Source organism: Massilia sp. Leaf139 (genome assembly GCF_001424165.1).
Taxonomy (GTDB): Bacteria; Pseudomonadota; Gammaproteobacteria; order Burkholderiales; family Burkholderiaceae_D; genus Telluria.
This window is the reverse complement of the sequence record NZ_LMOJ01000003.1, coordinates 1-14,912: the sequence shown is the minus strand read 5'-3', so window position 1 is coordinate 14,912 and position 14,912 is coordinate 1. Positions and strand designations below refer to the sequence as shown.

General features: G+C 59.5%; 5 protein-coding genes and 3 pseudogenes. 7 read left to right on the top strand and 1 reads right to left on the bottom strand.

What is annotated here, in order from left to right; genetic code table 11:
- Positions 1-1,877: 1,877 nt before the first annotated feature.
- Positions 1,878-3,020 carry a ParA family protein gene (locus ASF77_RS07060; RefSeq protein WP_056336828.1) on the top strand — a complete coding sequence of 381 codons (1,143 nt, stop codon included), beginning with the start codon at positions 1,878-1,880 and terminating at the stop codon, positions 3,018-3,020.
- Positions 3,021-3,050: 30 nt separating this feature from the next.
- Positions 3,051-4,109, top strand: a complete 1,059-nt coding sequence (locus tag ASF77_RS07055) for a ParB/RepB/Spo0J family partition protein (protein ID WP_056336826.1) — start codon at positions 3,051-3,053, stop codon at positions 4,107-4,109.
- Between the two features lie 1,586 nt (positions 4,110-5,695).
- Here ASF77_RS07055 and tuf read toward each other — a convergent pair.
- A pseudogene (tuf, locus tag ASF77_RS23515) lies at positions 5,696-5,834 on the bottom strand (elongation factor Tu); the annotation flags it as partial.
- 1,147 nt (positions 5,835-6,981) lie between these two features.
- Here tuf and ASF77_RS07045 point away from each other — a divergent pair.
- The 5 genes and pseudogenes from ASF77_RS07045 to ASF77_RS25190 form a co-directional block, all read left to right on the top strand.
- Positions 6,982-7,368, top strand: coding sequence for a hypothetical protein (locus tag ASF77_RS07045; protein ID WP_056336820.1), 387 nt, complete (start codon positions 6,982-6,984; stop codon positions 7,366-7,368).
- Between the two features lie 7 nt (positions 7,369-7,375).
- Positions 7,376-7,669: a hypothetical protein gene (locus ASF77_RS07040; RefSeq protein ID WP_056336818.1), complete on the top strand. Its 294-nt coding sequence runs from the start codon at positions 7,376-7,378 to the stop codon at positions 7,667-7,669.
- A 123-nt stretch (positions 7,670-7,792) separates the two neighbouring features.
- Positions 7,793-7,897 (top strand): annotated as a pseudogene (locus ASF77_RS24845) (IS5/IS1182 family transposase); the annotation flags it as partial.
- Between the two features lie 200 nt (positions 7,898-8,097).
- Positions 8,098-14,122 (top strand): annotated as a pseudogene (locus tag ASF77_RS25195) (DUF6531 domain-containing protein); the annotation flags it as partial.
- Positions 14,123-14,302: 180 nt separating this feature from the next.
- Positions 14,303-14,912, top strand: a 610-nt coding sequence (locus tag ASF77_RS25190) for a hypothetical protein (protein WP_373961816.1), incomplete at its 3' end; no start/stop codon positions are given.

Here is a 14,912-nt window from a genome sequence, read left to right as displayed (position 1 = left end):
CAAGAGCAGCTGTCAACCCGGCTTCGCACTCAGCATATCGCGTAGCAAGGTAGGTCGATGTCGCCACGTGAGAATGCTGCGCGTTCCCTGAGGACTGCCTGTGGAAGCTCACCTTTGATGCTGAAAGCGCTCTTGTCCCTGAGGAGTCTCACCTGGAATTGTGATGAGGGTAACGGCACCCTGTCATGTCTGGCCTCCGGCAGCCTTGTAACCGGTTCAAGGAACAGGGATACGTGCCCGCTCCCTGTCAAGTCTCACCTTGGCGACAGGGGTGCCTGTGACGTCTCACCATTAGCTAGGCCCTCGTCCCTGCAAACCCTCACCTTTGGCTATTTCGCTCCCTGAATCCGCTCACCATGGATCCCTGCGCTTACTCACTCAGCAGGTCGACAATCCCCGGACAGTCTCACCCATGTCCCCGATGGATCTCACCGAGGTGACTGGGCAGTCTCACCTGAAACGGTCGAAACCCGCATGCGCTCTGACTTTCGCGCAACGTAAACAGGTAAACATGGGTTAACTTTGTTTTTCTAATAAAACCTCTCAAAACTTCGAGTAAAGCACTGAAGCAGAGGTCACATTGGAGACATGATGCTTCCGCCTCCTCAACCTTTTAGACCGACAGGCCCACGCGTCCGGCGCTCAGGATGCGGACATGCCTACGCTAACCATCGATCGACCGCCACATCGACGCTGGCGAGTGTGCTCGCATTACGCTTGTTCGTAGTACAAATGAATGATCCTCATCAATCCTGACCCTGTGATTTCATCGAAACACCCCAGGTGGTGGTAGACGAGATATGGGATCACGACACGTCCGAGGAGCGAAGCAATGATGCACGTCGATCGCCCTGTCCCTGGTCGTACGATCCCTGTCCAGGCTCACCTTTCTGCATCCAATGGGGGATCAGAGTAGTAGCGTCTGGGTTCGAATCCGGGACGCGTACAGCCATCCGGGCAAACCTCGTCCAACGGCGAAGCGACAGGTCATATGTCCCTGTAGGCCCTCACTAATGGACTCCCGCTCCCTGCCAGGTCTCACCTTTGCTTGAATGCCGTCCCCGTGCGATCTCACGTTGACCCGTGCAGTCCCTGTGTGCACACACTTAAGCTCCCTGAGGCGCCTCACTGTTGAGTCATCAGCTCCCCGACGGGACTCACTCAAGTCCCTGTATGAACTCACCCAAGTCACCGGACGGTCTCACCTCAATCTCCTGTAACCCGCATGGGTGCTGGCTTTCAGACGCGGTAAACAGGTAAACGGGGTTTAACTTTGGTTTTTTAACTAAGACCTCTCAATATTTCGCGGAAAATCAGAGAGTGTGATGACTTGGCCAGCACTCGCGTGTCTCCGGAAGGCTGACGTGCGAAAACCGGCACCGTTCGCTGAGAAGGGTACCTAGCTCATAGTCGATGAGTGCTTGCTGACGTGGTTAGTCTTCCTTTGCTGATCGGAAAGTTTGGGATCTGAGCGGTCTCCGTATGATCAGGTACCTGTGGAGGCTCACCTTCCGGCCGGGGCACCTGTTTCACCGATGAGAAGGCCCCGGTTCTCTCGAAGAAGCCCCACCTTCCTTCATACTTCCAATGATCGCCACCAGAAGCACGAAGAATAGGTTGCGCTCCCGCGGCACGTCGTTCTTGCTTAGTAGTGGGTGGCGCGTCGGTGAGCGTCGCCTTCATCGTGCTTCCCTGAAAAAGCTCCAGGGGTTATGACCACTCCCTGTAGAAGCTCACCCAAAGTTCAAGCGACTCAACCGTTGAGGGAATACGAACGCTAGGGAAAGTCTTCGGTCTCGCTAAAACAAGACGCTGCAAGGATTCCCATTGATATCGAGATTTTTTCCTTGCATGGCAGAGCTAGCTGAAGCACAATCATGGAAATTAATCCGAGGGAGACGGACTTGGGACGTAAGACATTCAAGGTACAGGGCGTGGCTAAGCTATTGGGCATCAGCGTCGACTCTGTACGACGTGACGCTGACGAGGCGGGCCTGCAGATCGAACGTCAGGGCGGCAGCGGACCGAAGACGCGAATTTTCACGGTCGAGAACGTGTTCGATCTTGCCGCGCACCGGGCGCGCAAGTACGGACTGGCACCAAAACTAAAACGGATCCTGACGGTCTACGCGCCCAAGGGAGGCGTCGGCAAGACCACGATCAGTTCGAACATCGCCTGCATCCTGGCGTTGATGGGCTTAAGGGTGCTCGTGGTTGATCTCGACTTCCAGGCGAATCTGACGATCTCGTTCGGCTACGATCCGGAACTGACGCCAGACGAGGCCACCGCGGCTGGACTACCCCAATCGACATGTGTCGAATATCACCTTGGGCACCTGCTACCGCAGTGGCAGCAAAACGGCGCTGTGCAACCGCTTTCGAAGGTGATCAAAAAGCCGTTCGGCGAGAACGGTCCGCACCTGGTTCCATCTGAAGTGACCCTCGACAGGCTGGAAGCGCTGTTCACCGTTGACGCGATCATGGGAAAGAAGCCGGAACTGGCGATCGCACGCTGGCTGGATGAGGGTTTGTCGGGCCGGAATCCTGACCTGGATCTTTCCCAATACGACGTCGTGATGTTCGACGCACCGCCGGCGAAGAATCAGACGACCCGCGGCGCCTTGCTGGCGAGTGACTTCGCCGTGGCCCCGGTCTCTATGGAACGCTACAGTACGAAGTCGGTGTCCTACCTGGCTGACGTCATTGGTGAAATGAAGAATACGCACAGCAAGTTCCCCCAGCTGTCCGTACTCGGCAATTTCTTCGACGCGAAGCGCGTTCGCGTTGCGGCCCAGGTCATTGCGCTCACCAGTAAGTATCCAGAGGCATGGATGGACAATCAGATCAGCACGAGCGAGGAATTCAAAAAAGTGCTCGACGAGGACGACGGTTTGCCGTTGACCCTGGCGCGTCCAGCGAGTACGCCGGCCGACGAGCTACGTGCAGCGACCCGCGAGCTCGTCGAGAGAATGGGTATGTTGAGCGCTAGCGCTCAGAAAGATGGATCGCGCGCCGCCTGAGCGTCCGCCTGTCGATGAAATGGAGAATTTGTGACAAAACATCAGCAATCAGAGGCGGATTTCAATGCCTCCCTGGCCGAGCGCCTGCGCGCCACGCCGCGCGCCACCGCGCCGATGCACATGAACGACCTGCCGAGCGGCCCCTCGAAATCGCTCACGGATCTGTTGAACGATAATCAGGGACGAGGCGACCAGCCGTCGCGCAACGAACTCCCCAGCGTATCTGGTCACGCTGAAAGCGATGGGATGGCGACGCGACATATCCCCTTGCACCTGATCGTTGACTCGCCTTACCAACCCCGGAAGAAGTACGACGAGTCCGAGCTGCAGTTGCTCGGCGAAACCCTGAAGGGACGCGGACAGGACGAACCGATCACGGTACGTTTGCTCGACAGTGGGAAGTTCGAACTGATCGCCGGCCACCGTCGCGTGAGGGCTGCGCGATTGATCGGCTGGTCGGAGCTCGATGCGCGCGTCGTCAGGCTGTCGGATCGCGAGGCATGCCTCGCCACGTTGGTGCACAACGAAAGCAATGTCAAACTGTCCGATTATGAACGCGGCTTGGCCTACAAGACGGCGTTGAGCGAAGGCTACGCATCGACACAGTCGGAGGTCGCCACCGTTTTCGGTTGCACGCAAGCCCGCGTTTCTCAGTGTCTGAGTTTGTTCGACCTGCCCCAGCCTCTGCTGGACTTGATGGCGAAGTATCCGGAGCTAATCACCTACCGCAAAGCGCGCGTCATCAAGGAGGTGTTGGGCAAGCATCCTGCCGGCGAGGACACGATCATCCGCGCCGTCGAAGCCTTGATCGACAAGCCAACCATGGATCAGTCGGAGTTGCGCGCCGTGCTGCTCAAGCCGTTCGAAGCGAAGCGTGTACGTATGAAGATGCCTTTGCCGCGGACGATCAGCGATAAGAATGGCGAGTCGGCGTTCCGTGTCCAACTGAAGTCACGTGATATCGTGATTCAGGTCGAGGATGGCGTCGATGTCGAGTTGGCTCTGCAAAGCGCGCTGACCGCGTTACGCGAGCTTGCCGGTACGCTCGAGCTGCCGAAAAAAGTGAAAGCCGCTAAAACGGGCGACTAGTTCGGCATTGATCTCTCGTCGGCACGATCTGATGTGTACGACGACGGGTATAACCGCCTCACGGGCGCCCTCGTGGCGCCCTTTTCGTTTGGGCGGCAATACGACCTATCACGGTAGTCACATCCCTTCATTTCTTTCTTTCAGGCCTTTCTCCTGTTAGTGCGTAGCCGACGCCCGCCATCCGAAATGACGAGCCGTACATAAATGGTTTCGCACCTCAACACCCTTTCCCGAGCTCGTTGCTCAGCTCCTGCTCGCGAACAGTGGTTGCCTAATAGAGCCCGTAAGTATGGGCCTGAAATGTATTCGTTTCCACCTGGTAGGCCTTCTACTCAGCTTCTTTAACCGACGCGAGGTGAGACTTTACAGGGAGCCCACGTCAGACATGTCAACGTGATTTGGTTCACTAGAGGCAACGGAAGCCCCATGGCGCCCTTGCGCCAAAGGAGACGGTATTCTTCCCATCCCTCGCTCTTCATACGCTCTTAGTATCTGAGGCAACGCTCGAGAAGGTGAGCCTCTACATGGAGTTGATCCAGGTGATGCTGGGTAATCGTGTGGGCGCCTTTTTCGTATGTTCCCATCCGGGTTCAAGCGTCAATTTTCCGTAACCAACATCCCGGTGTACATTTCGACACACATGGGTGAACCTTGCCGGGAGCAGGAACTCAAATCTTGGCGAGAAACGAGGCGAACGGTCAAGGAAACCACTGATCACCAATGACCGCTTCAAGTCACTCCCTGCTTGATCAGCGTTCTCAACGGTTTTTTGCTCGACAACACGTTCTGTATAGACGTGCACACTAGAGTCGGCACGAGCACTATTACGGATGCTTGTCGCGATGGAGTAAGGCCATTGGATATCGCGCTGGTACGGAACAGCGACGTAAGGTGAGGATCTACAGGAACCAGAGTGTCCTGCGAAGCGCGAGATCCACACCGTGTGGTCTCAACCTAACATACCGAAGCTAATCTTGGAACGGAAACTCCTTGTCGACAACCGATGGGTGGTTCAAAGATCCTGCTCGATCATGCTGTCGAGATACATTACATTCGTGATGCACATAGAAAACATTCTAAAGCGCCACAATTATCGTGGGCAGGCATGAGGTAGAAGTTGGTCGTCCAGGCGCAGACCATGGTTTGACTTATCAGGTGAGTATTGGCACGGACTAGCTATGGGATCCAGCAAACGGTTAGCTGATTAGCGCTCAGCACTTTGTAGACGTGTTCTGTTCCAAAGGAAGTTTCATGAATGTCAATGCCACGGCCGGCCAGGTTTAGGTGCTTCTGTCGACGGTCGTAACCATGTCCAGAATATCTGAGGTGCTTTGGCTCACGTTTAACAGAGCATGCTCGTACTCATGTGGACGCTTTATAAGCTGCTTATAATTACCCGCGTTCAGGACGTACAAGAGCCCGCTTGAAACCAGCTTGACGTCGCCGAATTTCCAATCCGTCGAGTTCTAGCAGTCGAGCTTAGACCAAACCCGGAAGATCTGGAGAAAGTCCATTGTCAGAAATCCAAGCAAATCACGCTATCGATGATATTGGGCGACCGCATTCTTCCTCTCTGCCGTAGAGCCACGATCGGTAACGACGGTGCCATAACCTGAGATCGAGAACACGTCTTCGACTGGCATCAAGAAGGCGCCATCAACAGTGCGCTGGAGTCGGGATGTAGCTGTCCAGAGAATCAGCGAGGCTGGTGATGCACTCTTCGCCTATTTCGCTCCTGGCTAGCCTTAAGTAGGATCGCTACAGCGCAGTTCCTCGACTTTTACACTCACAAGGTATCGTTGACAAAGTTTTCCTCTTGCAAAGCTCAAGGTGTGACTCGCTGGCAATTTGCCTAACGCCAAGCTTATAAGCAGCTTATAAATTACAAAAATCTGCCAAATTTCCCATGCAAAGAAACGACGAACCATAGCCGTGAAGTGATTCGGCAGATGAAAGCTGCATATAATCGATAACGCCTTGGCAGCAAAAAAAGGTACCGAACTCTACTTGAAGTTACACCCACCAATCGAACCGTTGGGTTGACACTATAAGCAGCTTATAAATTTTCGCGGCCTTAGCCCAACGTAGTCCTGCATTCGCTACCAACACGGGAGCAAGATAGACACCGGAATCTTAGATGAGTTACGTCTTTCGTGATGCAACTGACTACGACCTGCGTCGAATTCGGCGTCATACCCTAGAAGCAGGAGTCGGAACGGCTGAACAGCTACGCTAAGCGATCCTTGATATACGAAAGTATAGTCTAGCGGCGGGCACTCAGCGGTTCTTTCATACCCCGTTATCAGTCGAGACTGAGTAGTAAACCAGAAAGTCCAGACTACCCAAGGCGCCCTGCGCTACCGCGACCTGGACATTGCCCTTCACGGTAGCCCGGATAGGGGGAGCGAACTTGTCAACAAGCGGACGCTTGTAGCGCGAATTGATGGATACCGCACATGACACGCGCCGCAATCGTGCGGCCATCACGAAAAAAAGGAGCAGCAGATATGAGATTACCGCCAAACTGACGAAGAAGTCGAGCGTATCGCGCCCATGTCCACCACATAGCGTGCAGCCAATTGCGTGGGAGGCACCGACCCACAACACGATTTTTCCTGGTAGGCAGTGAAGATGCTCGTTTCGTAGCGCCCGAGCAAGGATGTGGCCAAAGCCGACAGGCCTACTATTTCACGCTGAAATATGCTGGCGAAGTCAAATTGGCCTGCGCTAAACAATACGCAGACGCCGGTCGCCGGGTTCACAAGTGAAACTGCAATTACCATGACAGGCACGATGACCATGAGGATCATAGGGAGAAGCGTGATCCAAGCGGCGGCGGCATCGAGGTGTGACTCGCTACTGGCGATGATCTATGCCGCCTGCGCCTGTCGGAGACGGAAGCGGTCGCTTTAGCCCCGGCGATCAAGAGGCGGCGGCGCAGAGCCTGCTGCAGTGGGAACGCGATGCCGAACTGCGGCTATTGCCCTTGTGCGACATTCGCGCACGTCCCGCGCTCGGGCCGTACTGCCACTACCGCCCTCTGCTGCGGCTGGAGAAGCGCCTGCGCGCACACGGGATCGACGTCTACAAGACGGACATCCGTTCGCCCGAGCGCTACCTGATGGAGCGCTTCATCACGGCGCCGGTGGCGTTAACGGGTATGCCGGATCCCTGCCGAACCCGCGCTGCAGCTGGCCGCAGACCTGAAACCGACGCCGGGCTACCGCCCAAGGCTGCGTGCTGTCTCGCTCGACATTGAAATCACGATGCATTGCGAACTGCGCTCGATCGGCTTGGAAGGCTGCGGCCAGCGCCAGGTGTACATGCTGGGGCCGCCGAACGGCGATCCAAAGGGCCTCGACTTTGCGCTTAAATATTGCAACACGCGCTTGGCCTTGCTGGAGAAGCTGGAAGCGTGGATGACGCGCCGTGATCCGGACGCCATCATCGGCTGGAGCGTGATCGGCTTTGACCTGCGCGCGCTAAAGGAGCATGTCGAGCGCCTGCGCCATCCGCTGCGCATTAGCCGCGTCGGCACGTTCGGTGGAGTGGCGCACTGACGTCAATGCCGGAACTGAGCGGGAAACGCGCTATTTCGCCTGCCTGCCAGGCCGGTTGGTCATCGGCGGAATCCGAGGCGCTGCGTCCGGCCCTGAAGCTTTCCGACCACGTCCCCTAAGAGCGCGATCCTAACTGGCATCTTGGTTGCGTTCAAAACCCGGATACCATGCGAATATTTGCCGCATCAACTCGGCTGCGGCAGTGGCCTAACTTGTCGACGCCGGCTAGCTGGCCTGCAGCGATCAACTATGCACAGACTGCCTCCTATTCTCGCCCAAGCGGTAATCAATAAATTTTTTCTCCCGCTAAACATTTCCCCAAATCGATGGATATATTCTAGAAGCATGATTAAAGCCGGCGTAGGCCTGGCCGCGATTGTGCATGCTGATTAATGCCGGCCTCTCCGGCTCCATGATACGGGATTGAAATGGTTGCGGTCGTTAGCGGTAGTGGGGTTGGTCTTGCAAACACGTCGGCAGGAACTCTAGGGCAGGATGGAATCGTCGGTACAGCTGCTGCCGGCGCTACTAAGGAAGGCGTCTACGTCAATGTTGCGACGGGGAACCTGTCTCTTCAGAGACTGGACGACTATGTGGCGTCGAAGGGTACTGACCTGTCTCTGACACGTACTTACAACTCGCGCGGTGCGCTCGTGGGCGGAAATGGAGCAAACTGGCAGCTGGGCGTACGGAAGCAAATCGCCGGACTGACGGGCACGGTCAACGCGGCGGGCAGCACCGTGACACGCATCGACGGTGACGGCAGTGTCTCTCGCTTCAGCTATGACTCCACCCGTAGCGCCTACGTTAGCACCGATGGCGGCGGTGCCTACCAGACGCTCACCTTCAGCAGTACCAGCAACGAATGGACATGGCGCTCGAACCATTACGACTTGGATGGTCAATACGAGCGCTACGATCTTGCCACCGGCCTGATCCGGTTTGCCGGCGACGCGGGCGGCGTGCGGTTGACGTACACCTACAATGCGAACAAGCAGGTAAGTGCTATCCGTGATGCTACCGGCGACGACATGTTTTTTGACTATGCCGGGGCGAACGTGTCGAAAGTACGCGTTAAGCGCAGCGGCTCCTCGATCGAGGAGTCGCGGATCAGCTATACATGGGACAGCCAGAACCGGCTCGTGACCGCCACGGTCGACCTGACCCACCTAGTCAAAAATGACGCTAAGACTTACGTTACGACCTACACCTATGTGGGGAGCAGCAACCTAGTCGAGTCGATCAGTCAATCCGACGGTACGCGGGTGATCCTGGCCTATGAATCAAGCGGCGGCTTGGATCGCGTGACCAGCATCACCGACGCGCTCGGGCGTAAAACGAGTTTTGACTATTCGGTTTCCGGCAAGACAACGGTGACCGACCATTTAGGGTCGCGCACTGCTTACGCGTATGACGCGCATGGCCAGCTGTTAAGCATAGTTGCGCCGAGTGTCGGCGGGGTCAGTCAGATCAGCCAGTTCCAATACGATTCCGCAGGTAACATCACGCAGATGATCGATGCGCGTGGCTTGGTCACCGAGTTTGGCTATGACAACAATGGCAACCGCATCCTAGAACGCGATGCGGCCGGCAACACAATCAAGCGCACCTATTCGACGGCCAACCTGTTGATGAGCGAAGCCCGCTTCGTGGATGTGGATCCGGACGGCTCGGGCGCTGGCGAGCCGTCCAACAGGCTGATCACCCGCTACGCCTATGATGCCAACAACCGCCTTCGTTTCACGATCGACCCAGAAGGCCGTGTCGAGGAGCGGCGTTACAACACGAACGGCCAGGTCAGTGCGCAACTCTCCTATCTCGACGCGCGCAAGCCTGATGGCGCCGCGGATAGCACTTATACATTCAGCGCACTGTCGAGCTGGTCGGCCAGCGCCGAAGTCGCATCGAGCTTGTCGCACCGGATCGAGTATTTCTACGATCCGCGTGGCTTGGTGAGCCAAAAAGTGACCTTTGAGAAGGCATACGTAGTCAGTACGACAGCGGCGTCGACCTTCGATCCCTATACCTCGCTACGCTACATCTACAACATCAATGGCCAGGTGACTCAAAGTTACGACGGTAACAACGAGACCTATTATGCCTATGACGGTCTGGGGCAGCTCCGGTACGTCGAGGACGACCAACGATACCTGGAGCAGTACAGCTATGATTATGCCGGTAACCGGATCACGATCACGGACGGGAATGGCGTCACCAGCACGTCTCTATTCGACAAGGCCGGTCAGCTAACGGCCGTAATTCGCGCGGACAAGGGCGGGGTAGCCGCCGGCCAGACCAGCTACGAATACGACGGCGCCGGGCAGCTGCGCATGCGAACCGATCCGAATGGCGGACGCAGCTTCATCCTGTACGACGAGGCGGGCCGCAAGACCGCGGACATCAGCGCCGCTGGCAGCCTAATAGAGTACCGCTACGATCAGAACGACCAGCTGGTGCATACCGTTGCCTATGCCACTAAGGTGTCGACGGCTGCGCTGCTGGGATCCGACGGGAAGCCCCTGGCGCTGACGCTCGAGCAGGCCGGCTTGCGTCCCGCAGCCGCGGAAAGCGACCGCCGCGAATGGCGCCTTTACGACAGCGCTAACCGTCTATCGAAGACGGTCGATTCGCAGGGGGGCGTGACCGATCATGTCTACGACGGCGCATCGCGCCTTACTCAGCTCGTACGTCGTGCCTCCCCGGTCAATATAGCGGCTTTCGCGACCGATCCCGTCTTCGCCAACGCGAGTCCACCGGCGAGCCCGCGTGACAGCGTCACCCGCTACGCCTATGACAAGAGCGGGCAGTTGCGTTTTACTCTGGACGGCCAGGGCTATCTGAGCGAGCAGCGTTACGATGGCCGCGGGCGCCAGGTCGCAACGGTGCGTTATGCATTGCCTGCCGCGGCCCAGCTGCAGGCAGGCGAAAACTGGTCGCAGCAAGCGGTCGTCACCAGCAGCGCCGACATTGTCGAGACCGTGAGCTACGGCGGGCATGGCCTGCTCCTTTCAGAGACCGACGGTGCCGGCAACACGACAACCTATACCTACGACTCGAACGCCCAGCTGGCGAGTGCCACGCGCGGCGGGGTCGTCACGAAGTATGTCTATGACAAGTACAACCTTCTGACAGAGCAGCAGGTGGGGGTGGCGCTTGCCGGACAGCCGGCATCGATCGTCCGGTATACCTATGATTTCGAAGGGAACCAGATCACCGCTACCGATCCCAACGGAGCCACAGATCAGCGCATCTACGACGCTAACAACCGGCTGATCTTCGTCATCGATTCGCTGGGAATCGTCAACGAAACGCGCTACGACGCCAATGGCAACCCTATCCTGAGCGTGCGTTACGCCACGTTGGTTACCCCGACTGCGCCCACTGCCCTGCTGAGCGCAGCCGACGTCCGCGCCAGGCTGGGCGCGGCGGCTTACGACACGACCGGGATCCTGCGCTACAACGGTGACGGCAGGCTGACCTGGAGCGTCAGCGGCACAGGCGTGGTCACCGAGTTGCGCTATGACGCCCTTGGTAACTTGCTCAGTCGCAACGTCCATGCTAGCCGGCTCACCGACGAGGCCATGGCCGCGCTCGCTGCTGATCCGGCATTGCAGCCGGCGCCCGCCGGCTCGGCAGGCAGCGTCACCCACTATGTGTATGACACCAGGGGCAGGCTGGTATTCAGCATCGACCCGCAGGGCGGCGTGACCGAAACGCGCTACGACACGGCCGGGAACGTGGTCGAAACGGTGGCCTATGCTGGAACCGTTGCGGTTGCTGCAGGCAGCAGCGCCGCCACGGTACGCGCCTCGCTCCAGCCAGGCGCGGCCGACAGCCACGCGTACAAGCGCTACGACCAGCTCGGCCGCCTGGTCTGGGATGTGGACAGCGTGGGGAAAGCCACACAGCTGAGCTACGACGCGCGCGGCAACCTCACCGCCCGCGTGGCCTATTCGGCAGCCTTGAGTACGACTGCGCTGGCGGCCCTGGCCAGCGACCAGGCCGCGCTGCCGGCGCCCGGCACCGCGCATACCGTCGTCAGCTACGTCTACGACGCCGCCGACCGTCTCGTCTTCACCATTGACGCCCTGGGTACGGTCGACGAAAACGTGTATGACGCGAATGGCAATATTGTCGAGTCGATCCAGTACGCTATGCCGCTGGTGCAACTCGCCGGGCTCGCCAACGACGCCGCGGCCAACAAACTGAGCGTGGCATCGGTGCGCGCCTTGCTGCCCGCAGGCGGCGTCCGCGACGCCCGCACGTACGAACGTTACGACAACCGGGGACGTCTCGTCTGGAGCGTCGACGCGCTGGGCGCGGTGACCCGTCTGCGCTACGACCTGAACGGGAACGTGACTTTCCGGATCGTCTATAACGAGCCGCTCGGCGCTGCCGCGCTGGCGCTGCTGGACGGCGATCCGCTTGCGCCGCCGCAGGTCGCCGCAGACGCCAGCTTCAGCACCACGCGCTACGCCTACGACAGCGAGAACCGTTTGGTCTTCACCGTCGACGCATTGGGCGGCGTTGTCGAAACGCGCTATGACGGCGCCCCTCAGGTCAGCGAGACCATTCGTTACGCTAACGCGATCGCGGCAGCCCCCGGCACCGGCAGTGACATCGGCGCTTTGACGGTGTCGGCCGTACGCGAGATGCTAAAGGCTGATGCCGCACGTGACGTCCACGCATTCCAACGCCACGACAAGGACGGGCGTCTCACCTGGACGGTGGACGGCAACGGCATCGCTACGCGCGTCGGCTACGATGCCAACGGCAACGTCAACAGCCGCGCTGTCTACGCCGCACCGCTCGATGCCGCCGCGCTGGCCGCGCTGGCGGCTGACGTGCGCCTGGCGCCGGCCGTCGCCGCCAACGCCGCCTACAGCGCCACGTTCTACGTGCATGACGCCGACAACCGCCTGGTATTCACCGTCGATCCGGCGGGCGCCATCACCGAAGCGCGTTACGACGGCAAGGATCAGCTCATCGACACGGTGCTGTACGCGCGCGGTGCTGCCACGCTGCCCTCGCTTACTGGCGCGGCGTTGACCCCGGCGACGGTGCGCAGCAGCCTGCTGCTCCCCGACAGCACCCGCGACATGCACCAGATCCGGCGCTACGACAATGCCGGCCGCCTGACCTGGAGCGTAGACGCTGCCGGCACCGCGACGCGCCTTGCTTACGATGCCCTTGGCAACCTCACCAGCCGCGCACTCTACGCACAAGCCCTGACGCCGCAGGCGCTCGCCGCGCTCGCCGCGGATCCGGGCGCGGTTCCGGCACCTGCCGAAGCTGCGAGCGTCACGCGACTCGTGTACGACGCACTGAACCGTCTCGTGTTCAGCATCGATGCCCTGGGCACGGTCAGTGAAAGCCGCTACGACCGCAACGGCCGGGTAATCGAAACCGTGCAGTACGCGAACCGGATCGATCCGGCCCAAGGCAACAGTCTCGCCCAGGTGCTTGCCGCACTAGCACCTGACGCCGCCCGCGACGTGCACGGCTTCCAGCGCCATGACCTTGAGGGCCGTCTGATCTGGACTGTGGATCCGGCCGGCGCGGCCGTCCAGTTGCGTTATGATGCGGCCGGCAATCTGGTGGAACGGATCGCCTACACCGCCGCACTCGACCCTGCGGCGATGGCGGCGTTGTCCGCCGACCCGGCCCGTCTACCCGCGGAGGGCGGACCGGCCCATCGTCACCATTTCGTGTACGACGAAAACGACCGGCAGGTATTCGGCATTGATTCGGTGGGGATCGTCAGCGAAACCCGTTACGACGCATGGGGCAATGTCGTTCACACGATCCGCTATGCCACCGCGATCGATCTAACTGGCGGTGGTGTCACGCCCGAAGCCGTCCGCGCCCAGCTGGTCGAGAACGCGACGCGCGACGCGCACAATATCCGGCGCTACGATGCCGGCGGCCGCCTGATCTGGAGCGTCGATGCGGGCGGCTCCGCCGTGGAGTTCGCGTATGACGCCAACGGAAACATGATCCGGCGCAGCGATTACACCACCGTGCTAGGCCCGGCCGCGTTGCTGAACCTGAGGACATCGCCTGGCACGCTGCCAGCGCCGTCAGGAACTGCGAACGTGACGCGGTACGTCTACGACGGCGACAGCCGCCTGGTGTACACGGTCGACGCGCTCGGCTCGGTCACCGAGAACCGCTACGATACGGGCGACCACGTGGTCGAGCAGATCCGTTACGCAAAGGCGATCGATCCGACCGGCGCATCGGTGGCGACGCTGCTGCGCCCGGATGCGGCCGATCAGGTCACCCGGTTTACCTACGACCAGGCCGGCCGTCTCGCCTTCACGATCGACGGCACAGGCGCCGTCAGCGAACGCGTCTACGATGCGTCGGGCAATCTGATCCGAACCGTGGAACATGCCAAGCCGCTAACCGGCGTGCAGGTCTGGTACGCGCCCGGAACGAATTCCTCGCTCANTCTACGATGCGTCGGGCAATCTGATCCGAACCGTGGAACATGCCAAGCCGCTAACCGGCGTGCAGGTCTGGTACGCGCCCGGAACGAATTCCTCGCTCAGCAAGGTGATCGGGGCGTTCAAGGCGGGCGACACCGTGACCGCAACGGTCTGGTACAAGAGCGACCCAGGCACGACGGGGATGATCTTCCTGGGCGATACCGGCGGCGCTACTCCCTACAGTAACTCCATTTATTCGATCGAAAACGGCGACGGCGGATGGCGCAAGCTGACCGCCACCCGCACGCTGACGGAAGATGAAGTTCTTAGCATCTACTGCTACGGCGACCGCGACGGTACGGCCCCCGACAAGACCGGCCACAATGCCCTGTACACCAATTTCCAGGTGTCGAGCACACTCCAGGGCCTGGTGGTTCCGGATGCCCTCGCAAATGGCGTCTCCGACTGGAGCATCTCAGGCAATGCCAACGTCGCCACGCTCGCCGGTCTCACTGTCACGAGCCCGACGACCACGGCTTCGCTCGCGGCGATGCTGGCCGCCTCCACTAGCCCCCTGGATCAAACCACGCGCCGTGCGTACGACGCCGCCGGCCGTCTCGTCTATACGATCGATGCGCTCGGCGCCGTTAGCGAAAACCGCTACGACGCCACCGGCAAGGTGATCGAAACCATCCAGTATGCGAAAGCGATCGATCCGTTGCAGGCTGGCTTGAGCGATGTTGCGACCGTCAAGCTGCGCCTGCAGCCCGGCGCGGCCGACCGCCGCGAGCAGTACCGCTACGACCTGAACA

What these genes read in the sequence shown, in the direction of transcription:
- ASF77_RS07060 (WP_056336828.1), top strand. Translation starts at nt 1,878, where the DNA reads ATGGAAATTAATCCGAGGGAGACGGACTTGGGACGTAAGACATTCAAG.
- ASF77_RS07045 (WP_056336820.1), top strand. Translation starts at nt 6,982, where the DNA reads ATGCCGCCTGCGCCTGTCGGAGACGGAAGCGGTCGCTTTAGCCCCGGC.
- ASF77_RS07040 (WP_056336818.1), top strand. Translation starts at nt 7,376, where the DNA reads ATGCATTGCGAACTGCGCTCGATCGGCTTGGAAGGCTGCGGCCAGCGC.